Genomic DNA, 24198 nt, shown 5'->3' with positions numbered 1-24198 from the left:
AATGAAAGAAATATTATTGGGCGTAAACGTCGATCATATTGCCACATTGCGCCAGGCGAGGGGCACCAGCTATCCGGATCCGGCTCACGCTGCGGCAGTTGCTGAACATGCCGGTGCAGATGGGATCACCATCCATTTACGTGAAGACCGTCGTCATATCCAGGATAGGGATGTGTATGTAATGGCGAAGACCATTCAGACACGCATGAATCTGGAAATTGCAGTGACAGATGAAATGCTGGATATCGCCTGTGAGGTCAAGCCTGCTTATGTTTGTCTGGTGCCGGAAAAGCGTGAAGAGCTGACCACTGAGGGCGGTCTTGATGTGATAGCCAATAAAGAAAAAGTAGCTCAGGCCGTTGAGCGCCTTGCTGATGCGGGTATCAAGGTGTCTTTGTTTATTGATGCTGATCCTAAGCAAATTGATGCTGCTAAAGAGACGGGGGCGCCTTATATCGAAATTCACACCGGTGCTTATGCTGATGCAGAATCAGATGCTGAAATGCAGGCTGAGCTGGAGCGGATCCGCACTGGCGTAAAATATGCGCATGGCCTGGGCATTGTTGTTAACGCGGGTCATGGTCTGCACTATCACAATGTGAAGCCCATTGCTGAAATGCCGGAAATCTATGAGCTCAACATTGGTCATGCGATTATTGCCAGAGCAGCCATTGATGGATTAGAAAAAGCCGTCAGAGATATGAAGCGCTTGATGCTGGATGCTCGCAGCTAATATGATGCGAAAGGATCTAAAAAGGGGCTGAATTCAGCCCCTTTATCTTTACTGTGCTGCCAGATAGTCGATGACGACCTGGTGATGCTCTTTGGTCTTAAATTTGTTGAACACGTGTTTAACGGTGCCATCTTGCCCGATCAGGAAGCTGATGCGGTGGATACCGTCGTATTCTTTGCCCATGAACTTTTTCAGTCCCCAAACGCCGAATGCATCAGCGATGGCATGATCTTCATCAGACAACAAATCAAAGTTCAGTTCTTTTTTGGTCTCGAAATTTTTTAACTTCTTAACCGGATCTGGGCTGATCCCAACGGCTACCGTATTATACTGTGCTAGCTGAGCCTTGTGATCTCTGAGTTGTTCAGCCTGAACAGTGCAGCCTGGTGTTAGTGCCTTTGGATAGAAATACACCAGCACCTGGTTTGATTCCAGAAGTGTGCTGAGTGCAATACTGTCACCATCTTGATTTTGTAAAGTAAACTGCGGTGCCTGAGCGCCTGCTTGTAGCGTATTCATAGGATGCTCCTTAACGAATGCGTCGAAAAATATAATCCAGATCTAGTGAGTTTGAGAGATGCTCGAACTGTATTTTAAATGCGTCGGCATCGACTTCAATGGGAATATTGACTTCGATTTCACAGCGCATATGTAATGCGTCACTTTCTTCGTATGTATCAGACTTCAAAGAACAAATACTGATGTTTTGTTCAGCAAAAAAGCGCGTCACTTTGCTTAGCGTCCCGGGGGCGTCGAGCCCTTTATATTCCAGGGTGTAACCGGCACTGAATTCGTTTTGCTGATGGCTGGCGGTGCGCTTCATCATTGTCAGTAAGCCCAGCTCCATCCCTTTTGTCGGTAAGGTATGCTCAACCCGACTGATTGCCGCCATGTCGCCTGATAACAACATAATGAAAGTAAATTCGTTACCGAGTATCGCTATTCGGCTATCGATGATGTTGCAATTACATTCACTGACCAGCATAGTCAGTTCACTGACAATCCCTGAGCGATCTTCGCCGATTGCGGTCAAAACCAGTTGTTGGTTGGTAAATGTGGTCATTTAAGAGCACCCTATACGCTGAGAATATGGTAATGCCTAACGGCAGGTTTTAGATGTATAGCCGTAAATACTAACATAATTTGGTTACTTGGGATACCGGCAGCGCCAGGCTTTACGGTTTGACTGTGCCAGATAATGGGTCGGACAGGCTCACATCTTGTGTTTACAGGGCGAGGCAAGTAACATAGGGCAAATTTTGCAAGTTGTTTAGGCTCGCCAGACGGATATAAAAAGTTGTTCTGGCAGTGAACCAAATCGGCAATCCCCACTCATATAAAGACGATATTCGTTTACCGTAAATAAATATAACAGGGTTTGCTAAGGAGTTTTATTCGTGCAGTATTGGGTTCCAAAAGCACTGACTTTAGGTGTTTTACTTGGTTTAACGGGATGTAGTGTATTTCCAAATGATGCACATCACAGCAAAAACTACCGCGTTAGTGAAGCCATTAGCGTCCCTGAAGGGCTGGAACAGCCATATCAGGATCCGCAATATAAGATGGCTGTTGCTGATTATGACAATAACTCGGATGACGAAAACAAGCTGTATCGTCCCCCTCAGCAAGTGCTGACGCTGGCACAGGGCAGCTGGGCAGAGAGCAAAGATAGAGTTGCCAAAGTGTATTTCGATAAAAATGATGGTATTGACGATCTGGCTGGTTTCATCTGGCAGTCGTTGGATGGCGTTATGGCGAACCACAATACTCAGATTGCTAAGGATGCCCGTCAGGCAGGCACAGTCGAAACTGACTGGTATGCATTGATCAAAAAAGATGAAGGCTGGTTGTGGGAAGATATTGTTGAAGTATCACGGCAGCGTTTCGCTTTTACTGTTGAGCAAAAAGAACACCAGCGCACTGCTTCTTTGAGTGCTAAGTTACTTGATTATCAAAGTGAAGAGCAGCCGCTCACTGATATGCTTAAGCAACAGTTAGAAGTGCGTGCTCTGAATGAAGTGATCGCAGAATTTGATTATCGTTATCGACTACTGGCAGTTGAACTACGCAAACAGCAGGGCTTGTTATCTCTGGAAGGTGGGTTCGATCAGGATGGTAACGCTGCGATGCTGACACTGGTTGAAAAAAGTGCGGTAATGGATCGTCTGTCGAATTTCCTTGAGCGCGTTAACTTTACAGTCATTCGCCTTGACAGAGACAATGATTTGGTGAAAGTGCGTTATGAAGCTCCTGAGCAAAGCGTCTGGGATTCTATCTGGGGCGAGGAAGCGACGGTCTTGCCTCTGGCGGACGGCGATTATGTCGTGAAAGTATCTACAACGGATGATGGTCAAACGGCGTTGACCTGGTTGGATAGCGAGGAGCAAGTGCTGGATGCACCGACTATGGAGCTGTTGTTGCAATCTCTGTTAGAGGTGTTACGCAGTCGAGGTCTGCAAATATAATATTTTATATAAATCAAAATATTAAAATAAAAACAATGAGTTGAAGTAATATGAAAAAGAGCCTTACGCTCTTTTTCTTTTTAGTGGGTAATCATATGATGTCAGAATCTACGGGTTCAGCGTCGCCAAACTGGCGCACGCTATTTGCGTTTATCGTGCCTTCCCTGATTGGGGTGTTTTTGTTTATGACACCTGTTGCAATCGGCGAAGCCATGACCATTCCTATTGCTGTGATGGCAAAGGCTCTGCAAGGCTGGATAGCCCCCTTTGCGCAGGCTATGATAGTAGCCATAGTTTGCATCACCGGGGTAATGAGTGCTTTTGTTGCCCTGGTGAAACCCAGGCAATTACTAAAAAATCACTTATTCCGGCACTTATTTGCTGTCAGTCCAATTTGGTTAGTGACCCGACTGGCAGGTATGTTGTTCATTCTAATGACCTACTTTAAGGTGGGCCCTGAAGCCATTTACTCTTCAGGTACCGGTGCATTGGTGCTGCATGAGCTTTTGCCTGTGCTGTTTTCTGTGTTTGTGTTAGCGGGTCTTTTGCTGCCTTTGTTACTTAATTTTGGTTTGCTGGAACTGGTTGGTACGTTACTGACGAAAGTGATGCGGCCTTTGTTTGGGGTACCCGGACGCAGTGCGGTGAATTGTGTGGCTTCCTGGCTTGGTGACGGCAGCGTTGGTATTTTGATGACCTCTCGTCAATATGAAGACAAGCACTATACGCAAAGAGAGGCTGCCATCATTGGCACCACGTTCTCTGCGGTGTCTATTACCTTCTGTCTGGTGGTCATTGGTCAGGTTAAACTGGAGCATTTATTTGCTCCCTTTTATCTGACTGTATGTGCCGCTGGTATTACCGCCGCGATTATTGTTCCCCGCTTACCACCATTACGATGGAAAAAAGACTGTTATGTTGACGGCAGTGATGCAAACCCGGGTGCAGAGCTGGTACCAGAGGGTAAAACCCTGTTTGGTCATGCGCTGGACGTCGCACTGGCAAAAGCAGAAAAAGCCCCTGGGGTAAAAGGGACGTTAAAAGAAGGCGTGCATAATGCGCTGGATATGGTGTTTGCTGTTTTGCCTGTGGTGATGGCAGTCGGTACGTTCGCTTTGATCATCGCGGAGCATACGCCTGTTTTTCAGATCCTGGGTAAGCCGTTTATCCCTTACCTTGAGTTGCTTCAAGTACCCGAAGCTGCCAAAGCCGCTGAAACCATTGTCGTTGGCTTTGCAGACATGTTCATTCCGTCTATTTTGGCGGCCTCAAACATTGAAAGCGACGTGACTCGCTTTATTGTTGCAGCATTGAGCGTCACTCAGTTGATCTACATGTCGGAAGTCGGCGCGTTGCTACTGGGCAGTAAGATCCCGGTCAACTTGTTTGAGTTATTCTGTATCTTTATTTTGCGCACGTTGGTGACATTACCGGTGATTGCGCTGATGGCGCACTGGCTGGTAGGTTAAGCTAACTGAAGTAGGGCTGGCGCAGAGCGGCCCTACTTATCTTCCTTTTCCTCGGGTTTGGCCTCTGGCTCTGGTTTGGTTTGCTTATCTAGCTTGCCTTTAACATCAAAGCGGGTCATATATTTCAATAACATAATATTACTGATAATGAACCCAAGGACCATGACAATGATCAGTATCACGTGCCAGGTTGGTAAGGTGTTTTCCATCTTGACTTGCTCCCTATCGCAGGGCCTTCATTGGACGTTCACTTCCATTGTATATCTTAAGCGTTCAATACCTCAAGCATAGACCTGAGTTACTTACAAAACACCCTTGCTACTCACCGTATTAGGCATCAAAGAGCTGAGTCATTTTCCTTAATAACAATGTGGTATCGCGCTATTTATGTGCGTTGGCAAGACGGTTTAGGCAAGCTTGAGAAATATGAGGAACGCGATAATTGTTTGGTTGTCCATATATTAGGTAAGTTGGTGAGATTCTTGAGATCAGCAGCAGCTTTTTTAAGATGCAATTGGTATCATTCCGCTAACAGCGTTGCGACAATATTGATGGCAATAAGCGTGTGATATGACTAATAAGGTGGTTAATTCTTTAATGGAGCATGTTTTAATTTGGCCGGCTCAGTTTCCTTTGCTACTCAAAGGGCTGGTTGAAAATAATGGGGCATTTATCCTGGATGCACTGGAAGCCTGGCCTGAGTGTGAAACACTGACAGACCAACAAGGTGTACGCTCATCCGTTTTACCTCCGTTGATGTATATTTTGTGGCTTAAACCATTGGAGCCATTCGAGTCTTGTCATTATCAGCATATTGATGACTACGATGAGGCGCACCAGACTTATTGTGATGACTTACTGGCGCATATTGCCAATGCAGGCGTTAGCCAGGATGAGTTGATTGCCAAATTGTTGGGCGTGTTTGCTCAGTATGCAGATATTAAGGCGCAGCTTGCGTATCATACTGAGGTCTCACCTGCGACACTGCTGCTGAATAAAACTTACAACCGCGCTCTATTGCTACTTCTGCACCACGGTTTAACACTTACAGCACAAGAAGCCTGTGATTTATGGCGTATTGCTGGTGAAGAAACACGACAGCAGCTGAGTGATATGCTGAAATCAGTGCTGCAAGACACCGTAGCGACCTTACAGTTGGCCGTTGAGTGTCTGCAAAGCGATGAAGTCTATGTCGGGCTGTTGCAACATTTGTGTGATGGTGACGAAGTTGAACGCCTGCTGGATCAGGCACTCCTGGCTCATGTGATGTCTAAGCAGGCTAAGCAATCTATTGCTCTCAAACTCATAGAGAAAGGGGCCAGTGGACAAAGCAAAGATCAATCTGGTAAATCGGCCATGATGTGGCTGGTAGAGCAGGGCTTTGTGAGCGCAGCTGAGGCGCTTAAAGAGCAGTTTTGTCCCCAATCCCTGGATGATCTTGGCCGTAATCTGATGCACTATGCGGTGCTCTCTAATTCAACAGCCATGCTAGAGCTGGTTGAGTCTATGGGTGTAGACCCGAGACTGACAGATGTCACTGGAATGACCCCATATCGCCTGGCAAATCAGGCACAAGCGGTCGCCGCAAAGAAGTTTCTCGAAGCGCGGGGTATCATTGAGTTATCTTTTGCGGCCAAGTATGAAAAAGTCGCACGGGTTTACAGTTTGTATGCGTTGGTAGCAATTCTGATGCCGGTGCAACTGAATTTCTTTTTTAATGAGTCACACAGTAACAAGCTGTCTGCAACCATCATGATCTCCAGTCTGACACTGCTGTTTTTCGCGCTTGCTCGTTGGCAAAAGCGCAGTCCGCTCTACCCGCAGGATGCGTCACCCTGGAGCCTGATAGGTGTCAATGTGTTGGCCTGGCTGAGTATGTCACTGCAATTTTTATTCAGTGTCGTGGTGTTGATAGCTGTGATGAGTAGCTAAAAGCAGAGCTTGTGCTCTGCTTTTAATGGGGGACAGTAGTGAGAGAATCAAATCACTCGGTAAGTGGCGTATTGAAATCCGCCGGTTTATCAAAATCCCCTGAAATATCATTCAATGCATCACCGTTGAAATAAACCACCAGCTCTTTGCGTTGCTCTGAGTCTCTACCCAGATTGAACACATAAGAGTAATGCCAGATTTCGCTGTTAAACGCGTCTTTAGCCACAGGCGTGCCCAATACATATAAAACTTGCTCTTTTGTCATAGCAATTCTGAGCTTATCGACATCGGACTGCTCCAGGAAGTTACCCTGAGGCACATTTATCCGGTATACCCAGCTGGAACAGGCAGACAGCAATGTCGTTGCAAGAATAATACTAAGCCAAACAAAAAGGCGCTTTTTTAACTGCATGTATGTGTATCCTTATTTTTGGTTGTATGAATGATACAGAATGGATAAAGAAGGTAAAGTAGAATTATTGGTAAGTTTCGACTGTTCACCGTTAAAATAGTTCCATTAATTGTATTGAGTGGTCAAAGCAATGAGCAAACCCCAGCAGCCCTGGTACCTGTACATAATTGAAAATCGATTTGGTCATTGGTATACCGGCATCACCAACGATGTTTCTCGGCGTTTTGCCGAACATGATGCTGGCAAAGGCGCCAAGAATTTGCGTGGCAAAGGTCCGTTAAAGCTGGTCTATAGCTTGGCGGTGGAAGATAAGCGCACTGCAGCCCGGCTCGAATGGCGCTTTAAGCGGTTATCTAAGTCACGCAAGGTTGCGCTCGTTCAGGGGGCGGCTGACACCGATAACGCTGATATAAAAGCACTGATATGTTCCGACACCTGATTCAGTTTGGGCAGGTTTACCTTATCAAACTGGTCTTTTGGAGTGTGGTGATTGGGGTCAATGCCCACGCCAAAATAAGCGAAAGGTATTCCGACTTTATGGAAGGCATAGTGATCACTGGCCCGGAGCCAGTCTACTCGCGGTGTGTCTAAGCGACGTGCCATACTGGTCGCAGATGTATAAACCAGAGCACGGATCTGGTTGTCAAAAGCAGGCTCAATGGCATCGGTAAACTCACTTGCCTGTTTTGAGGCAAGGACATACAAACGATTTTTTCCGCTTACAGCGAGCATATCCAGATTGATATTCAGGGCAACCTGACTGGGCGTCAGCGTGGCTGCGAAAAAATGTGCGCCGTAGAGGCCTTTTTCTTCGGCATCGGTGGCTACAAATGTGATTTCCCGGTGCCTATGCTGTGAGGCCAGGCGCTGCGCAATGTCCAGCATCACCACCACGCCAGAGGCATTGTCATTGGCGCCGGGATAATAACGTGAGCCCCTGCTGCCCAAATGGTCGTAATGGGCACTGATCACCAATGCTTTGTGGCATACCGGCGCGTTGCAGGGCAAGGTGGCAACAACATTGTGACCATGTCCTAGCTTACCGAGCCCCTGACGAAAGCGAAAAGACTGATAATAGGTATCTAACCCGGCCTCCGCGAAGCGTGTGTGAATATAGCGGGCACTTTCATTTATGGCGATGCCGCCTGAACCCCGACCCGCGTGTTCCGGGCTGGTCAGTACCTTTAGGTCTGTTTCCAGCTGCGTATTCGCATGCGCAGTAGCGGTAATACAACAAAGCCATAGGGCACTAATTTTTAGCCGTTGCACTGAGCCACTCCAGCTTGTTCTGATAGCGTTTCTTGTCATGGTTGAAACTAGCGTGGTTCAACGCCCGGTTTAGAAATGTTCTGCTCAGCTCAAGCTCACCCTGTATATAGTAGACTTTTGCCAGGCCAAAGTAACCTTCGTGGATTGACGCCGACAATTTGTTTGCGGCGCGGTAATGCTTCAGTGCCTGATCGTAGTTTTCGGCGGCAAAGGCTTCGTCACCGAGTGCAATTAAATAATAGGGGTTATCCTTACGCAGTGCATGTAACTGTGTTCTGATCTCTTGCGCTTTGTGTGGTCTGTCAGTCAGTTCGTATAACAGTGCTAAATTACCCAGCGCAGTTTTGTTTTCGTCATTGATGCGCAGTGCCTGTTGATACAGTGATTCGGCTTGTGCGTTGTGATCGTTAATGCGATAGAGCACGGCCAGATTCCCCCAGGCTGCGGAGTAGAGTGGATCAATGTCTATGGCAGCACGAAAGTAGCTATATGCCTGATCCATTTCTTTATTTATCATGTGCATGGCGCCTCTGTTGCTGTAAAACATGGCGGTGATACGCTCTTTACTGATTTTAGAGGTAGCGAATTTTTGTTGTCGGCTGTTGGGGTCAAAGTCAATAACAACCCGGGCCGGGCGCGTATATAGCACCTCGCGATTTTCGCTGTTTTTCCGGGCTCCGGAATTAGTCTGGGTCACCACTAAGTTAACGTGTCCGGTCAGCAGGCTGTAGCCTTTGGTTTGTGCCCAGTACTCTGGGATATGTACGCGCTGAAACTGGCCCTTAAAGCCCAGGTAATCCGATAAGCTATAAGCGAGGATCGACAGTGACAGGCAATTGGCATTGAGGTTATAAAAGGCATCTGAGGCACTGAGGTTGGCACCGCGCATATATGCGAGGCTTGAATCGCCATTTTCAACTAAAAATTGCAGTAACTGCTCTGCCACTTTGATATTAGAGCCATTGTTGCGGTCCAGGTAACGGTCTAATGTGGCCCGAATATTGGCATCTAGTGCAAAGATACTGCTTTGTGTTTCTACTTCATGTTGTCTGAAGGGGGCATTATCGAGCAGTACCATGTTGATTTCAGGCTGGACCTTGGTTGTTTCACATCCGCTGAGTAACAAAGTGGAGGCGGCCAACAAAGGGCAAAGATAGCGTCTGGCAAAACGAGTATACGACAACATAAAGACGTTCCTAAATCTACAGCTTACTTTTAGTGTAGCTATTTTGGCCGGTTAAGAAAGCAAAAATTGTTACAATCCATTGCAGTAAATACACGTTTTATCGGGGAGATGGGTCTGTAAGAAAGGTCATAAAAGAAATAATAAAGTAGATTTTTTGTGTAAGTAAGTGGCCACATACAAGTGGCCACTTTGCACCTAACGCTAGAAGCTGGCAACCAGCTTATCGAGTGCTTTGGCCGAATTAGCCAGCTGCTGGATCGCCTGCTCAGTGTCGAGTTGCTCACTCATTACAGCGTCACTGATTACACTGATCTGCTCGATGCTGCGTCCGACATCTGCGACCACGTTACTCTGCTCCTCGGTGGCTGTCGCGATTAAAGTGGTCATATCGTTGATCTGATCGGCAGTTTCACTAATGGTATTCATCAGCTCTACCGACGTTTGCATATTGTTGACGCTTTGCTGCGCTTGATCAGAGGATTGTGCGATTTGTGTCACGATCGAATCCGATGCAGCGGTAAGCTCCTGGATTGTCGCCTGAATCTCGTCTGTTGACTGGGAGGTTCTACTCGCCAGTGCCCTGACTTCGTCTGCAACAACCGCAAAACCACGACCGTGTTCACCAGCACGGGCAGACTCTATTGCTGCATTGAGTGCAAGGAGGTTGGTTTGTTCTGAAATCCCTCTGATCACATCTAAAATACTGGCGATGGATTGTGTTTTGCTCGCCAACGTTGCGACCTGATCTGCCATTTGTTGTATATCCAGTGCTAACTGATGCAAGGTAGACTGGCTTTGTTGCACACAGCTGTGACTGTGTTTGGTGTGCTCGCGGCTCTCATCGGTGAGTTTGGCGGTATTGTTGGCACTGCCTGCTATTTCCTGCACTGTTGCGGCCATCTGGTTTATCGCCGCTGCAACGGAGAGTGTCTGAGACTTTTGCTCATCCAATGACGACGAGTTTTTCTTTGCCTGGGTAAAAACATGCTCACTGGCAATGCGTATATCGCCGCTTTCTTTAGCCACATTACAAATCGCGGCCTCTATCTTTTCAATGAACTGATTAAAGCCCTGGCCCAGAGCTTGTAGCTCAGGCTGCTCTGCATTAGGCACTCGGTAATTGAGCTTGGCATCACCGCTACCGAGCTGACGGAACACGTCAGCCATTTTCAATAATGGCGCACTGAGGCTGCGAGCCATCAACATACTGGCAATACAGACGACAACCACGACGACCAGCGCCCAGATCACGATTTGCCATTGCAAAGAGGAGACTTGTGCAAAGACTTCGGATTTAGGCACTTGTGCAATAACAAGCAGATCGGTACCTGCTATCGGGCTGGCAGCAACCAAAGATGGCGTGCCATTGGCCTCCAGGTCGAGCACAACAAAGTCACGACTATTGCGCAATTGGCCAGCTGCTTGTGCACCATATAAGTCGAGTAATTTGGTTTTGGCTACTTTACTCGCATCAGGGTGAAGCTGGACTACGCCTTGAGACTTTTCGACCACAAAAACAAAGCCACTTTGCTCAATAGTCATATTAGCCAGCATGGTTTGCATGGCATCTATACTTTTTGCAAGGCCTGCCAGACCAATACCATTGGTTTGCTGATGATTGACGAACATTTTCACATCACCAGGTGCTTCCTGGTAAATACTGATGGAGTACTCCTCAGCACTTTGCGTGAAGTGGAAAAACCAACCGTCTTGCTGTTGGTTCAGTACACGCAAAAAGCCGTTCTGATTCCAGTACTGATGCGTTTCTCTGTTTGCCCAGGAGGCGGTAACCAACGCGTATTGATTTTGCACACGTGTCAATTCGGTGAGCAAAACTTGCTCATCTAACTGACCTTTGTTGACCGCATCGAGTAAAAATTGGTTGCTTGAAAGTTGTTTTGCCGCACTCTTAAGCTGGTCAATTTGTTGGCTAATCGACTTGTTGATGCTCTCAACCTTGCTGGGTAATTCAGAGCCCAGCATGCGAGTCTCGATCATAGACTTAGCCTGATAGGTTGAAATAAATCCGATCAGACAAGCGACAACAACCGCGATTAGACTGCCCAGCAGAGTAATACGTTGTGTAATTGTTAAACCAGTGTTATGCATTAAAGTTACTACTTCTATATCCCGTGGATGATAATTTTAGCATGGTCAATAATTAACACCTATAGGTATAAAGTTGTTGTCATAATACTGTCATGTTTTATAAAGTAAAAAAGCCCGCTGCATAGCAGGCGGGCCTTGGTTTCTAACAAGCGAACTAAAATGGCAAAGGGGCAGAGTACAAAACACTTAAAAGACTATTGTACTCTTACTTTTCATATGGTTAGATTATTTTCTTCATGGCAGACATGTAGCCGCGCAAGGTGTTGCCAACCACTTCAACCGGATGATTACGGATTGCCGCGTTGACCTCGATCAGCGCCTGGTTGTCTACTTCATTGCTGTCGTGTGATAACCCTTTACCAATGACGTCTGTACCGATTTTCTCCATAAATGGTTTGAGTAACGGTAAACAGGCATGGTTGTATAAATAACAGCCGTATTCTGCCGTATCTGAGATTGTACGGTTCATTTCGAACAGCTTTTTACGAGCTATTGTATTGGCGATTAATGGCGTCTCATGCAAGGACTCGTAATAGGCAGATTCTTCGATGATGCCCGCAGCGGTCATTGTTTCAAACGCAAGCTCTACACCAGCTTTTACCATAGCGACCATCAAAATACCGTTGTCAAAAAATGCTTGCTCGGTAATTTCTTGTTCACAATTTGGCTGTTTCTCGAACGCGGTTTCTGCGGTTTCAGCGCGCCAGCTAAGCAGCTTGGCATCGTCTTCATGCCAGTCCGCCATCATACCCTGAGAAAACTCACCACTGATGATGTCGTCCATATGTTTGTTGTAAAGAGGTCGCATGAGTGTTTTAAGCTCTTCACTTAAACCAAACGCCTTGATTTTGGCCGGGTTGGACAGGCGGTCCATCATATTGGTGATACCACCGTGTTTGAGTGCTTCAGTGATCACTTCCCAACCGTACTGGATAAGTTTTGAGGCATAACCCGCTTCAATACCTTGTTCGACCATTTTATCAAAGCACAGTAATGAGCCGGTTTGTAGCATACCGCACAGTATGGTCTGTTCGCCCATCAAATCAGACTTCACTTCGGCGATGAAGGATGAATGAAGCACACCAGCTTTGTGCCCACCTGTTCCCGCTGCATAGGCTTTAGCCTGAGCCAGACCATGACCTTGAGGGTCATTTTCCGGGTGCACTGCAATTAAGGTCGGCACGCCAAAGCCACGCTTGTATTCTTCTCGAACCTCAGTGCCCGGACACTTAGGTGCCACCATGATAACGGTAATGTCTTCACGTACTTGCATACCTTCTTCAACGATATTGAAGCCATGGGAATAGGCGAGTGTGGCCCCATGTTTCATCAGTGGCATCACGGCTTCAACTACCGCTGTGTGTTGCTTGTCTGGCGTCAGGTTAAGAACCAGATCAGCCTGTGGGATCAAGGTTTCGTAGGTACCCACTTCAAAGCCATTTTCGCTGGCATTTTTAAATGACTGGCGCTTTTCATCAATGGCAGACTGACGCAGCGCATAGCTGACATCTAACCCTGAATCGCGTAAGTTCAGACCCTGGTTTAGGCCCTGAGCGCCGCAGCCAATGATCACCAGTTTTTTACCAAGCAGGACGTTAACACCGTCCTCAAACTCTTTGGGGTCCATGAAATGGCACTGCGCCAGTTGGGCTAGTTGCTCACGCAGTGGCAGTGAATTGAAATAGTTCGCCATGATTTGTCCTGTCTGATTGTTCTAACATAATGAGTTAGGTTCTAGACTAGTAATAAGTTTAAGTTGCGTAAAATGATATATTTAAACTATTGTATTTCATATTGTGAAACACATAGAGTGAACAATTTGAGATGGACCATAAACAACTTAAGTACTTTCTGGCATTGGCGGATACACTGCATTTTTCCCGCGCCAGTGAGCGCTGCTATATTAGCCCCCCAACGCTGAGTCGGCAGATAAAACAGCTTGAAGAGGAGGTTGGCGCGCCGCTATTTATCCGTGACAACCGCAGTGTCGCTCTGACATCACAAGGGCAGGCTTTTATTCATTACGCGCAGGCTACGCTGGCAAGTTGGCGCCAGTTTAAAAGTGAATGTCTGGATGAAGACAAGCCGCTCAGTGGTGAGCTGAGCTTGTTTTGTTCTGTGACTGCCTCTTACAGTTTTATCTATGACTTGTTTGCTCGTTACCGACAGGATTTCCCTCAGGTAGAGCTCAACTTGTTGACTGGCGATCCGGCAAACTCTATTGCTCAGGTACAGGGAGAAGTGGTTGATGTTGCCGTTGCAGTTCGGCCCCGTAACCTGCCCCAGGGGCTGGAATACCTCAGTATTGGTCGCTCACGGCTGCTGTTTATTGCGCCAACGATGAAATGCCCTTTGAGTGAGCTGCTGGAGCAGCAGCGTGGAGAACTACCCTGGCAACAGGTACCTTTCATCGTGCCCGAGCATGGTGTTTTGAAAGAGCGTCTGGATGTGTTTTTTAAGAAGAAAGCACTACAGCCGAAGATCTATGCACATGTTTCCGGTCATGAGGCCATGGTTGCTTTGACCAGCCTGGGCTTCGGCATTGCTTATGTGCCAGAAGTCGTATTAGAGCAAAGCCCGTTTAGAAACCAGGTTCAGACGTTGGGGTTGCAAAGCGAAGAGATTGAAATTGGCCTGGTATGCAAGAAAAAACGTCTTCAGGACCCGGTTGTTAGTGCCTTATTTCGGGTTGCGGCGCGTTTGTTCGCCGCGTAAAGCGTTTGTTCAGCTAGGGTCACTAGACTAGCCTGCATAGTTAGTTTTAACGAGGCTTTTTCGTGTCAACGGTATTAATCGCGCAAGATGAAAAAGGACACAGCATCGCACCCTTTGAGGCATTGCAGCAGCATGGTTATGTTATGCGGTTTATGAATATTCATGAGGCAACTCGTAAAGGGTATCCGGCTCAACAAGTAGACAGTATTGTGATTGGTCAGGCTCTGGCAACCAGTGCGCAGTACGATACTATTAATACACTCAAATCCTGCTTCGATGCGCCTCTGATGGTAGCGCTTGACGAGGACAATGAAGATTTGCAGAGCCTGATGCTGGAACTGGGCGCAGACGATGTCATCCCCTGTATGGCCAAACCCCGATTATGGCGTGCCCGGCTTGATGCTTTGGTACGTAAACACCCGGCCATATCGGCCATGCAGTCTGAAACGCCAGATGAGCTCCACTTTGGTCAGCTTTACCTGAATTTGCATGAACGCAGTGTTTCACTGAAAAAGCAACCGGTTAGCTTGACCAGTCATGAGTTTGAGTTACTCTGGCTGTTGGCTTCTCGCGCCCCGGACGTTGTCAGTCGCGAAGACATTTATAAAAAGGTGGTTGGACAGCATTACCAGGCAAACAGTCGCACGGTAGATGTGCGTGTATCATGTTTGCGCAGAAAACTGGGAGATACCGCTGTCGGCGCAGAAAAAATTAAAACAGTTTGGCGTAAAGGTTATCTGTTTGTAAAAGATGCCTGGTGAACCTAAAGCTTAGCTCATAATTTGACGAAGTTTCCACATTGGATAGTTCCAATTATTCGAACTATCCATTCGATCTCGTTTGTACATTGATTCTTTTTCCTCTTTTGTTCTAGTGACACTGTTGCCTAAATAGTCTATATAAATCAAATATATATTTTTATTTCATATCTAGTTTAGTTGTCCCTAACCGATTTATGTGGGCAGTGAAATTGCGCATTCCTTGATCTAAATCGTGTATTTAGCAACGTAAATAGAATTGATTGCTATTTAAAGCGGTGTATACTTAACGCGACTAAGAATAATTTTTAACATTGCTTTATTAAGGAATGCTCAATGATTTTCAAAAAATCTCTGCTTGCTACTTCTATTTTAGTTGCTACTTTAGGTTTGACCGCATGCGGTGGTTCAAGCTCAAATGACAATAACGTTGAGACGCCAGATCCGACCACACCTACCACACCTTCGAACGAAGCACCTACAGCATTAACACTGGAAAGTAAGGATGCAGACGCAACTGAAGTCACTGTGACTGAAAATATGGTTGCGGTAGAGATAGGTACTTTGGTTGTAACTGACAGCGACGATGACAGCCACACTTTTGAAGTGTCTGACTCGCGTTTTGAAGTTGTTGAAGGCGTTTTAAGATTAAAAGCCGGTGAACACCTGAACTATGAATTAGAGCAGGAAGTGACGGTTACGGTTACCGTTAATGACGGTGAAAACACGGAAGAATTCCAGGTTAAGTTTAAAGTACTGGACGAAATGGACTATGATTTCATCAGCCGTTTTGCAGAAGGTGAATCCAGTGTTGCTTACTCAGGCCAGATTGCACGTCACGTGTTAATCAAAGAGTTGTTCAATTACATTGGCAGCGCTCAGTTCGTTACGGACGCACAAGGCGCAAATGCAACAAAAGAAACGCTACTTACTGAGCTAAACAAGTTTTATGCCGTATCTGAAGAGGACTATAACAGCATCTGGGAGGATCGTGCTCTTACTGTGGTGACAGACCCTGCGGCACAGACTACTTTGACTGATATTTCATCTTCTCACAAAAACCTGAGTGGAAAAGTCGCTGGTAATGATGCAAAAGGTCAGTACAAAGATTGGACTGAAGATGGCAGCTTCGCTGGCTGGACAGCCATCGCAGCAGACGGTGAGACCCCAATTCCTGAGCTATTTGTAAAACAATTGTTTGATCAGTTAGCTGATCGTGCGATTACAGGTAATGCAACCGCACCTGGTGGTGAAGAGATCGACACCATCTATGTGACTGAAACAGGTGTTGACCTTAATCAGTTGATCCAAAAGTTCCTATACGGTGCCGTGGCTTTCTCTCAGTCAGCGGACGATTATCTGGACTATGACACAGAAGGCAAAGGTCTGCAGACTGATAACACGGTTGCCGTTGAAGGTAAAACTTACACTAACCTTGAGCACCAGTGGGATGAAGGTTTCGGCTACTTCGGTGCAGCGCGTAACTACATGAGCTATTCTGATGACGAGATTGCAGGTAAAGGCGGACGTGACGGCTTCAGCGCTGGTTACAACGATGCTAATGCTGATGGCAAAATTGACTTTAACTCAGAGTATAACTTTGGTAACTCGACCAACGCAGCTAAGCGTGACCGTGGTACTGTCGATAATGCAAATCCAACTGACCTGACTAAAGACGCATTTGAAGCGTTCTACAATGGTCGTAAGTTGATTAACGCAACTGAAGGCGCGCTTAGTGAAGCGCAAATGGATGAACTGAAAGGCCATGCGAAAGATGCACTGATGGCATGGGAAAAAGCCATTGCAGCAACAGTTGTGCATTATATCAATGACACAACTAAAGACCTGGAAGCGCTGAAAGAAGGCGTAAATGGCGGTGAGTACAAAGCATCAGATTTCGCTACACTCGCTAAGCATTGGTCAGAAATGAAAGGCTTTGCACTGAACTTCCAGTTCAACCGTTTCTCACCGTTCTATGCAGAAGGTAATGTCGGTAAATTCGAGCAAATGCATGACCTGATGGGCACGCAGCCAGCGATCGAACCAAATGACGTAGATGCTTACATTGAGAAGCTGGGTCAGGCACGTGACATCCTTCAGGAAGTATACGGCTTTGATGCAGAGAATGTTGCTAACTGGTAAGTTATAAACCATTCTTTGAACTGTCAAAAGGTTAGCGTGTTTTGCTAGCCTTTTGCGTATCTAGACTATTCATTTGAGGCAAATAATGAGAAGACAAACCAGACCTATCTTACTGGCAACGGCCATTGGTTTGGCATTAAGCGGATGTGGTGAAAGCACGTCCAGCTCTGCGGGTCCAGGATACAATCAGGGTACCCCGGTGGTAGAGCCAACAACGTTCGATCAGAAAAAGCTCGTAGCGAACCTAACCGACAACGTTTTTACCCCCACGTTCCAGCAATTTGCTGACAAAGCAAGTGGACAAACCGCTGTGATTAAAGCGTATTGTGACCTGGAAACGGCATTTGATCCGACCTTGCAGGACGATGCTGCGAAAACAGCGCGTGATGAAGCATTACTTGCTGCACAAAATAGCTGGAAAGAGGCGATGGTTAGCTGGCAGCATGCTGAATTGATGATCGTTGGCCCATTGCTGGCAGACGACAAAGCACTGCGTAAAGACATCTACTCCTGGCCAGATACCAATTATTGTAACGTTGATCAGGATGTGGCCTATTTTGCTGAGGGCGAAATTAATGGTGTCCCTTACGATATCAGCAAGCGTAGTGATAAGCGTCGTGGCTTAGACGCTCTTGAGTATTTATTGTTTAACAACGAGCTTGACCACAGTTGCTCTGCGGCAGCCAGTGGTGAAATTCTAGCCCAATGGAATACGCTCGAAGACCAACAACGCCGTGTCATGCGTTGCCAGTATGCCGTTGAGGTGTCCACTGATCTGAAAGCAACGTCAGAGCGACTAATGTTTGAATGGGCGGGCGAACAAGGCTACGCCGCTAAGCTAAAGAATGCGGGTGAGTCCGGTAGTGAATTTACCACAGTCACTGAGGCGGTTAACCTTATTTCCGATGCGCTCTTTTATATGACCGAAGAGCTCAAGGACTATAAACTAGCAACACCGCTGGGTTTATTTGCTAACCAATGCGGTACTGAAGTGTGTCCTCAGGCGGTAGAATCGCGCTTTGCTGAGCATTCAATAGAAAATATCCAGGCCAATATCGCGGCATTTGAGCAAATCTTCCTTGGTCAGGGCACAGACAGTGAAGACACCACAGGCTTTGATGATTTCCTTGACGAACAAGATGCCAGTCAGACCAAAGAAGTGATGTTGCAGGGTATTGCAGATGCAAAAGCGGCGACAGATGCACTGAATGGTAGCTTACAGCAAGCATTGGATGAAGACACCGCAGGTGTGACAAACACCCATGCTAAGGTCAAAGACGTTACTGATGAGCTTAAAAACGACTTTATTCAAAAGTTGGCGCTGGAACTTCCTAAAACATCGGCAGGTGATAATGACTAAAGGACCCATGATGAAAAGATCTGTGTTGGCTATGGCGGTTGCGCTGGCAGCGCCTCAGGTATTGGCAAACAGTGATGCAAACAATGACGACATGGAACACATTCAAATCCTGAGTCATTACGATAAACTTCGCACAGAAGCGGGCTCTGCGACGTTGTTGAGTGAAGAGCAGCTGGCGGAGTTTGAGTACGATGACATCCATCGTATATTAGCATCAGTACCGGGTGTGAATATCCGTGAGGAAGATGGCTATGGCCTGCGTCCGAACATCGGCTTTCGTGGTGTAACACCAGAACGAAGCAAAAAAATAACCATTATGGAAGATGGTGTATTGATTGGCCCGGCACCTTACTCTGCCCCTGCTGCTTATTATTTCCCTGTGACAACCCGGATGACAGCCGTTGAGGTCTTTAAAGGCCCAGCAGCTATCAAACATGGACCGCAATCTGTGGCTGGAGCACTGAATTTGGTTACTCGTGCGGTACCTGAGTTTTCTGAAGGTGCGATTGATTTGGCCACGGGCAGTGACGGTTACACCAAAGCGCACGCATATTTTGGGTCTGTGGTAAATAATGTTGGATTTTTGCTTGAAGGGGTGAATCTGCAAGCCGATGGCTTTAAAGACCTTGATGGGGGTGCAGATACCGGATTTGAGAAAAATGACCTGCTGGCTAAGTTCAATTATAAGCTGCAGCAAGGGGAGTTCGAGCACACATTCGGACTTAAGCTCAGCTATGCTGACGAGCTATCTAATGAAACCTACCTGGGTCTGACTGATGCTGACTTTGATGCCACGCCATATCGGCGTTATGCTGCGTCTCAGCCTGACAACATGGATACTAAGCACAGTCAGGTAATGTTCTCCCACCATCTGAAATATCAGGATGTGAGTCTGACATCACGCGTTTATCGCAATGATTATGAGCGCGCCTGGTTAAAGCTGGACGGGTTGACCAACACCGATGCGACCTTACCTGAGATCCTTGCAAATCCGGAAGACGAGCAATATCAACGTTTGTATCAGGTGATCAGTGGCACGGCTGACTCGATTGCTGACAATGGTCGTCCTAATTACTTGTCCATGGGCACCAATGATCGTGAGTACTTCTCGCAGGGGATCCAGGTGGACGGGTCTGCCAAGTTCAAGCTGGCAGGGTACGACAATACCTTATCGTTTGGTGTTCGCTTTCATGAAGATGAAATAGAGCGTAAGCACTTCAACGAAACTTACGGAATGAGAGACGGCAGTGCGTTTAATCTGGGCTTAGATAAAGTCTATACCTCCCAAAACACTGAAAATACCAAGGCCTGGTCTGTCTACCTTGAGGACAAGGTCACTATAGATGCCTTAACTTTGGGTGTGGGTATACGTGGTGAGCTGATGGACATGGCGTATCAGGATACTGTTAATGCGGATGACTGGCAGGACAAAACCACACGGATCTGGTTACCGGGTATGAGTGGCTTCTATCAGTTGTCGGAAGACTCCGGTATTTTGTTTGGCGTTCATCAGGGTTTCTCTCCAGCGTCGCCGCAGCAATCGGTTGACATCGAAATCGAGAAGAGCACCAACTATGAATTCGGCGGCCGTTTTAATGATGGGGTAACGCAGCTTGAAGTAGTGAGCTTTTTCAATGATTACAGTAATTTGAAAGAAAGCTGTGGTCAGTCTAACTGTGGTGCGTTGGAAGTCGGCAAAGAGTTCAACGGCGGTGAGGCACATGTATATGGTCTGGAAGCCCAGTTTAGTCAACGTTACCCTCTAAACCTGCAAATTGATATTCCTTACGGGTTTGTTTACACCTATACCAAAGGTGAATTCAAAAACGATCGATACACTAATTTTGCCCAATGGGGTCATGTGAAAAGTGGTGACGAGCTGCCATACCTGCCCGAGCATCAGGCCAGCTTTAACATTGGTGTGTCGGCTCCGGACTGGCGTGTATCGCTTGCTGTCAAGTATGTTGGCTCTATGTCTGAAGCGGCTGGACGAAGCTGGGATAGCAGCACAGATCCAAATGCGCCAAATGGTAGCTATGATCTGGTGCTTGAAGGCAAAGAGGTGTCAGCGATCACAACCGTTGATCTGTCAGCGGTCTATGAGCTGGGCAAATATGGTCAGGTCTACGCTAAAGTTGATAACCTGTTGGATGAGACCAAGATTGTAAGTCGTCGTCCTTATGGGGCTCGACCAGGCAAACCTCGCCAGTTTACATTGGGTTATAAGTACTCATTCTAATCTGAATAAATCAATGTCAGATGCACAATCTGCTGTGTATCTGACATAATTATGTATACTAACAGGGCCACTCATCAGTGGCCTTTTTTACAGGAGTCAGTCCACTTTATGATCGAAACACTCTGGCAAAGCTTGTTATCTTTGCCCGGTTATTTACTGGATGCAAATAAACGCATTTATTGGCTGTACCTGCTGAGTGCAGTGGTGATGGCTGGTTTGGTTTACACCAAACTACAAGGCCCTCGCTCGCTTAAAGGTTTCCTGGGGTTTCTGTTCCCACGTGATGTGTGGCTGTCTGACAGTGCGAAGCTGGATTATGGCTTATTTGTCGTCAACAAACTGATCAAAGCCCTGACCTTTGCACCTATCGTATTAACTATGGTGCCGGTTGCGATTGCAGTCTCTGATGGTCTTGAGTGGTTATTTGGTGCACCATTGCATTTGGCCTGGCATGATTCAGTGGTGATTTTTCTGTTTACACTGATGTTGTTTCTGGTCGATGACTTTACGCGTTACCTGTTGCATCTTGCGTTACATAAAATCCCATTTCTTTGGGAGTTTCATAAGGTGCATCATTCTGCAAAAGTGCTGACTCCATTCACTATTTACCGCTCTCATCCGGTTGAAAGTTACTTATATGCATGCCGGATGGCTCTGACGCAGGGGATTGTGGTTGGTTTGGGCTATTTTGTCTTCGGTACGACGTTGAGCATGTTTGATATCTTAGGTGCGAATGCTTTTGTCTTTCTATTCAATATTTTTGGCTCGAATCTGAGGCATTCACACATCTGGTTCAGTTGGGGAGACAAGGTAGAAAACTGGTTTATCAGCCCGGCACAACATCAGATCCATCATAGTGCTGATCCGGCTCATTTTGATACTAATCTGGGTTCGGCACTGGCCATCTGGGACAGAATGGGGCGAACTTTGATCCGTGCATCAGCAGTGACCAACATTGAAATCGGCGTAGGTCGCTACGACGCAGGTCATGATAGCTTAAGTGCCATATATCTGAAGCCGCTGCGAGAAGCGTGGTTTAGCTTGTTGCCAAAGAAAGTACGTGGTGGCGTGAAAGAAGAGAAATAGGCTGGCGACGGGCATTGCCAGCCTATAAGGGAGAGTAGGCTCCCATAAATTGAAACTTAGTGCACCTGACCTGGCGAGGTGCGATAGAATCCCAGTGCGTTTAGTTGCTCAATAATCGCTGGGTCGTCTAATCTGTCAGGGGTTGCCTGATCGCGTAAAAAGTGTTCTTTAGGGACTGCATGCATGTCCAGCATTTTGTGAAAAAGAATGTCCCTAATTGTCAACGCTGTCATTCCTGAATCTTGAATAGCATCCAATTGCGCTTGCAATTTTGCGAGCGGGCCTGCATTTGCATCATCCACCGCTGCAGGAAAGTAAGAAGCCGATTTATTTTTTAACATGCTTGCCCTCTCGAATAATATGGTCCCCACTCAATGTTCCTGATTGAGGGGTATAAGTATAAGATTTAAATTGAGAAAATAGATTAGTGCAACTAACCTACTGAGCTCAGTGTACTTCGAATTGAGGGGCAATTACCAACGATGATGTAAAGCTTTGTAAATCGTAGAGTTACAAAACCGTCAGAGTTATGTGCCTGATTTTTAGACGTCTAGATGTAACTATATGATGCGGAATTAGAAATAATTCTCAGTACCCCTATCGATACTGAGAATTATTTTTTAGTCTATGAAAATAATTTTTCTTTAACGTGTTCTGCGAAGCCGCTACCGGCCTCCAGATAGAAGTTATAAGTTGAATGTACACCCAAATCTTCAAGTTCTTTTTGTTGATCCGGATAGTTGGCGATAGCGGTAACCTGACCTGAAAAGCCTGACGCTTTTAGCTGCTCCAGCGCGTAAATATTTTGCATATGCTTGGGCATTGCCAACATAACCATTGCTACATTAGAGTGATTTACGCGTTGCCAGAAATCTGGGTCAGTTGCATCGGCCAGCAGTACGCGGCGCTCCAGGCTGATGTGTTTTTCTACCACCTCAGGTTTGATATCTACACCAGCGACTGAGCCCGGATAGGAGGCATGAATGGTCTCATAAGCACCTGTACCAATACGTCCCATGCCAAAGATCACTATACGCGTGTCGGTCAGATTAACTGGTAATTCTTCTTCTAGTCGCTTATCACTCTCAAACTTAACCAGCAGGGGTTCCAGCTTCACATAAATTTCGTTTGCCTTCTTATTGAGCGGTGTTGCGAGCACAAACGTCACTGAAACTGCCAGTGCAACCACTGCCAACCAGTCGGCGGTGATCATGCCACTGCTGGCTGCTACAGCACACACGATCAGGCCAAATTCACTGTAGTTTGACAGTGTAAATGCGCTGAGTAGCGATGTCCGGGCACGTAGTCTGAACATATTGGTATACAGATAATAAATAAAGACTTTAACTGGTAACACAACGGCAAGTAATACGGCAATCAGCACAGCTTCGAGCGAGATATTGGCATTCAGGCCAATGTTGAGGAAAAAGCCGACTAACAAGATATCTTTGACATTGAGCAGAGCTTTGGAGAGTTCACCTGCTTTTTTATGCGGTGCGAACAACATGCCTATGATCAGGGCACCTAAATCCCCTTTTAGACCTGCTAACTCGAATCCGTGGTAACCGAGCACCAGTGCAAAGAAGAATCCGAATAAGGGTAATAATTCGCCGTGTTTTGAGCGGTTGAGTATCCAAAATAGCAGCGGTCGCAACAATGGCAAACCAACCAGCAGAGCAAGCGCCCATACATTGGGAGACTTTCCTGTGCTGATAGCGAGGAAGATCACAGCAAAGATATCCTGCATAACCAGGATCCCGATGGAAATTTTACCATGCAGACTGGCCATCTCGCCTCGTTCTTCCAGTACTTTAACAGCAAAAACGGTGCTGGAGAAACTGAACGCAAATCCTACCAGGCAGGCACTTTGCCACGACAAGTCAACGAATAAAGGCAAGCCAAACGCACCCAGCATCAGCAGCAAGGAGGCGAAAAAAGCAATGCTGGTCACCAAGTGTAAACTGGCGGGTGCCCAAACCTGAGGTTTAATAAGATTCGAGACCTTCAATTTTAGACCAATACTGAACAGTAATAGTGTGACACCCAAATCGGCTAGTTGGGTGAGTAAGTCGGTACTGCTGTGGCCTAACAGATTGAGCACAAAACCCGCCAGCAAAAAGCCAATTAAAGGCGGGAGTTTAAGTTGGTAGACAGAAAAGCCACAGGCAAAGGCAACGGCAAAGTACAGTAATTCCATAGTGATTCAGTCAAGTCGAAGGTGTTAGCAGTGTAACAAAACAAACTGATATATAAATGAAAATTTGGCCGCTTTAGTGAATAGTAAGTGCTGTATGATGCTAGTAATAAGGTTTATCTCCAACTA

General features: G+C 46.6%; 21 protein-coding genes. 11 read left to right on the top strand and 10 right to left on the bottom strand.

Features of this window, described 5'->3' with window-relative positions; translation table 11 throughout:
- Window position 1: 1 nt before the first annotated feature.
- Window positions 2-733, top strand: a complete 732-nt coding sequence (gene pdxJ / locus CWC22_RS13325; RefSeq protein WP_125560145.1) for a pyridoxine 5'-phosphate synthase — start codon at window positions 2-4, stop codon at window positions 731-733.
- A 48-nt stretch (window positions 734-781) separates the two neighbouring features.
- Here pdxJ and bcp read toward each other — a convergent pair whose 3' ends face one another.
- Complete coding sequence (gene bcp, locus CWC22_RS13320) at window positions 782-1252, bottom strand: thioredoxin-dependent thiol peroxidase (protein WP_125560147.1); 471 nt, start codon at window positions 1250-1252, stop codon at window positions 782-784.
- A gap of 10 nt (window positions 1253-1262) precedes the next feature.
- Window positions 1263-1796 carry a glycine cleavage system protein R gene (locus tag CWC22_RS13315; protein WP_010382295.1) on the bottom strand — a complete coding sequence of 178 codons (534 nt, stop codon included), beginning with the start codon at window positions 1794-1796 and terminating at the stop codon, window positions 1263-1265.
- 334 nt (window positions 1797-2130) lie between these two features.
- Between CWC22_RS13315 and bamC the strand changes: the two genes are divergently transcribed.
- Window positions 2131-3198 (top strand): outer membrane protein assembly factor BamC, encoded by a 1068-nt coding sequence (gene bamC / locus CWC22_RS13310; RefSeq protein WP_125560149.1) that lies wholly within the window; start codon window positions 2131-2133, stop codon window positions 3196-3198.
- Window positions 3199-3296: 98 nt separating this feature from the next.
- Window positions 3297-4667, top strand: coding sequence for a YjiH family protein (locus CWC22_RS13305; protein ID WP_138537685.1), 1371 nt, complete (start codon window positions 3297-3299; stop codon window positions 4665-4667).
- 32 nt (window positions 4668-4699) lie between these two features.
- Here the strand turns inward: CWC22_RS13305 and CWC22_RS13300 are convergent, their stop codons facing one another.
- Window positions 4700-4876 carry a DUF2897 family protein gene (locus tag CWC22_RS13300; RefSeq protein WP_125560151.1) on the bottom strand — a complete coding sequence of 59 codons (177 nt, stop codon included), beginning with the start codon at window positions 4874-4876 and terminating at the stop codon, window positions 4700-4702.
- 361 nt (window positions 4877-5237) lie between these two features.
- Here CWC22_RS13300 and CWC22_RS13295 point away from each other — a divergent pair, with 361 nt between their 5' ends.
- Complete coding sequence (locus CWC22_RS13295; RefSeq protein ID WP_195879826.1) at window positions 5238-6599, top strand: ankyrin repeat domain-containing protein; 1362 nt, start codon at window positions 5238-5240, stop codon at window positions 6597-6599.
- Between the two features lie 52 nt (window positions 6600-6651).
- Here the strand turns inward: CWC22_RS13295 and CWC22_RS13290 are convergent, their stop codons facing one another.
- Complete coding sequence (locus CWC22_RS13290) at window positions 6652-7011, bottom strand: outer membrane protein assembly factor BamE (RefSeq protein WP_010382285.1); 360 nt, start codon at window positions 7009-7011, stop codon at window positions 6652-6654.
- A 130-nt stretch (window positions 7012-7141) separates the two neighbouring features.
- Between CWC22_RS13290 and CWC22_RS13285 the strand changes: the two genes are divergently transcribed.
- On the top strand, window positions 7142-7450 hold the full coding sequence (locus tag CWC22_RS13285; RefSeq protein ID WP_049864269.1) for a GIY-YIG nuclease family protein: 309 nt from the start codon (window positions 7142-7144) through the stop codon (window positions 7448-7450).
- Here the strand turns inward: CWC22_RS13285 and CWC22_RS13280 are convergent.
- The 4 genes from CWC22_RS13280 to ilvC all read right to left on the bottom strand — a co-directional run bounded on the left by CWC22_RS13280 (window position 7390) and on the right by ilvC (window position 13268).
- Complete coding sequence (locus CWC22_RS13280) at window positions 7390-8280, bottom strand: M20/M25/M40 family metallo-hydrolase (protein WP_164517527.1); 891 nt, start codon at window positions 8278-8280, stop codon at window positions 7390-7392. The two genes, CWC22_RS13285 and CWC22_RS13280, sit on opposite strands and share 61 nt — an antisense overlap.
- Window positions 8261-9466 carry a tetratricopeptide repeat protein gene (locus tag CWC22_RS13275; protein ID WP_138537539.1) on the bottom strand — a complete coding sequence of 402 codons (1206 nt, stop codon included), beginning with the start codon at window positions 9464-9466 and terminating at the stop codon, window positions 8261-8263. The genes CWC22_RS13280 and CWC22_RS13275 overlap by 20 nt, the downstream gene beginning before the upstream one ends.
- Before the next feature lie 201 nt (window positions 9467-9667).
- Window positions 9668-11575 (bottom strand): methyl-accepting chemotaxis protein, encoded by a 1908-nt coding sequence (locus CWC22_RS13270; RefSeq protein ID WP_138537537.1) that lies wholly within the window; start codon window positions 11573-11575, stop codon window positions 9668-9670.
- A 220-nt stretch (window positions 11576-11795) separates the two neighbouring features.
- Window positions 11796-13268, bottom strand: a complete 1473-nt coding sequence (gene ilvC, locus CWC22_RS13265) for a ketol-acid reductoisomerase (protein WP_138537535.1) — start codon at window positions 13266-13268, stop codon at window positions 11796-11798.
- A 131-nt stretch (window positions 13269-13399) separates the two neighbouring features.
- Here ilvC and ilvY point away from each other — a divergent pair, with 131 nt between their 5' ends.
- The 6 genes from ilvY (at window position 13400) to CWC22_RS13235 (ending at window position 21875) form a co-directional block, all read left to right on the top strand.
- Entirely contained in the window at window positions 13400-14290 is an 891-nt protein-coding gene (gene ilvY / locus CWC22_RS13260) for an HTH-type transcriptional activator IlvY (protein WP_125560165.1), read from the top strand.
- A 62-nt stretch (window positions 14291-14352) separates the two neighbouring features.
- Complete coding sequence (locus CWC22_RS13255) at window positions 14353-15051, top strand: response regulator transcription factor (RefSeq protein ID WP_125560167.1); 699 nt, start codon at window positions 14353-14355, stop codon at window positions 15049-15051.
- 333 nt (window positions 15052-15384) lie between these two features.
- Window positions 15385-17190, top strand: coding sequence for a DUF4856 domain-containing protein (locus CWC22_RS13250; RefSeq protein WP_138537533.1), 1806 nt, complete (start codon window positions 15385-15387; stop codon window positions 17188-17190).
- A gap of 85 nt (window positions 17191-17275) precedes the next feature.
- Window positions 17276-18550 carry an imelysin family protein gene (locus CWC22_RS13245; protein ID WP_138537531.1) on the top strand — a complete coding sequence of 425 codons (1275 nt, stop codon included), beginning with the start codon at window positions 17276-17278 and terminating at the stop codon, window positions 18548-18550.
- 10 nt (window positions 18551-18560) lie between these two features.
- Window positions 18561-20789, top strand: a complete 2229-nt coding sequence (locus CWC22_RS13240; protein ID WP_230090572.1) for a TonB-dependent receptor family protein — start codon at window positions 18561-18563, stop codon at window positions 20787-20789.
- A gap of 108 nt (window positions 20790-20897) precedes the next feature.
- Window positions 20898-21875: a sterol desaturase family protein gene (locus CWC22_RS13235; RefSeq protein ID WP_138537527.1), complete on the top strand. Its 978-nt coding sequence runs from the start codon at window positions 20898-20900 to the stop codon at window positions 21873-21875.
- Window positions 21876-21931: 56 nt separating this feature from the next.
- Here CWC22_RS13235 and CWC22_RS13230 read toward each other — a convergent pair whose 3' ends face one another.
- Window positions 21932-22216 carry a hypothetical protein gene (locus tag CWC22_RS13230; RefSeq protein ID WP_125560177.1) on the bottom strand — a complete coding sequence of 95 codons (285 nt, stop codon included), beginning with the start codon at window positions 22214-22216 and terminating at the stop codon, window positions 21932-21934.
- A gap of 284 nt (window positions 22217-22500) precedes the next feature.
- Complete coding sequence (locus tag CWC22_RS13225; RefSeq protein WP_125560179.1) at window positions 22501-24072, bottom strand: cation:proton antiporter family protein; 1572 nt, start codon at window positions 24070-24072, stop codon at window positions 22501-22503.
- Window positions 24073-24198 lie beyond the last annotated feature (126 nt).

Source organism: Pseudoalteromonas rubra (assembly GCF_005886805.2).
GTDB lineage: Bacteria > Pseudomonadota > Gammaproteobacteria > Enterobacterales > Alteromonadaceae > Pseudoalteromonas > Pseudoalteromonas rubra_D.
The sequence above is the reverse complement of the archived record's forward strand: the minus strand, read 5'-3'. Positions and strand labels throughout refer to the sequence as shown.

Coding starts and splice junctions, on each gene's coding strand:
- pdxJ (WP_125560145.1), top strand. CDS start 2: ATGAAAGAAATATTATTGGGCGTAAACGTCGATCATATTGCCACATTG.
- bcp (WP_125560147.1), bottom strand. CDS start 1,252: ATGAATACGCTACAAGCAGGCGCTCAGGCACCGCAGTTTACTTTACAA.
- CWC22_RS13315 (WP_010382295.1), bottom strand. CDS start 1,796: ATGACCACATTTACCAACCAACAACTGGTTTTGACCGCAATCGGCGAA.
- CWC22_RS13305 (WP_138537685.1), top strand. CDS start 3,297: ATGTCAGAATCTACGGGTTCAGCGTCGCCAAACTGGCGCACGCTATTT.
- CWC22_RS13300 (WP_125560151.1), bottom strand. CDS start 4,876: ATGGAAAACACCTTACCAACCTGGCACGTGATACTGATCATTGTCATG.
- CWC22_RS13295 (WP_195879826.1), top strand. CDS start 5,238: ATGACTAATAAGGTGGTTAATTCTTTAATGGAGCATGTTTTAATTTGG.
- CWC22_RS13290 (WP_010382285.1), bottom strand. CDS start 7,011: ATGCAGTTAAAAAAGCGCCTTTTTGTTTGGCTTAGTATTATTCTTGCA.
- CWC22_RS13285 (WP_049864269.1), top strand. CDS start 7,142: ATGAGCAAACCCCAGCAGCCCTGGTACCTGTACATAATTGAAAATCGA.
- CWC22_RS13275 (WP_138537539.1), bottom strand. CDS start 9,466: ATGTTGTCGTATACTCGTTTTGCCAGACGCTATCTTTGCCCTTTGTTG.
- CWC22_RS13270 (WP_138537537.1), bottom strand. CDS start 11,575: ATGCATAACACTGGTTTAACAATTACACAACGTATTACTCTGCTGGGC.
- ilvC (WP_138537535.1), bottom strand. CDS start 13,268: ATGGCGAACTATTTCAATTCACTGCCACTGCGTGAGCAACTAGCCCAA.
- ilvY (WP_125560165.1), top strand. CDS start 13,400: ATGGACCATAAACAACTTAAGTACTTTCTGGCATTGGCGGATACACTG.
- CWC22_RS13250 (WP_138537533.1), top strand. CDS start 15,385: ATGATTTTCAAAAAATCTCTGCTTGCTACTTCTATTTTAGTTGCTACT.
- CWC22_RS13245 (WP_138537531.1), top strand. CDS start 17,276: ATGAGAAGACAAACCAGACCTATCTTACTGGCAACGGCCATTGGTTTG.
- CWC22_RS13240 (WP_230090572.1), top strand. CDS start 18,561: ATGAAAAGATCTGTGTTGGCTATGGCGGTTGCGCTGGCAGCGCCTCAG.
- CWC22_RS13235 (WP_138537527.1), top strand. CDS start 20,898: ATGATCGAAACACTCTGGCAAAGCTTGTTATCTTTGCCCGGTTATTTA.
- CWC22_RS13230 (WP_125560177.1), bottom strand. CDS start 22,216: ATGTTAAAAAATAAATCGGCTTCTTACTTTCCTGCAGCGGTGGATGAT.
- CWC22_RS13225 (WP_125560179.1), bottom strand. CDS start 24,072: ATGGAATTACTGTACTTTGCCGTTGCCTTTGCCTGTGGCTTTTCTGTC.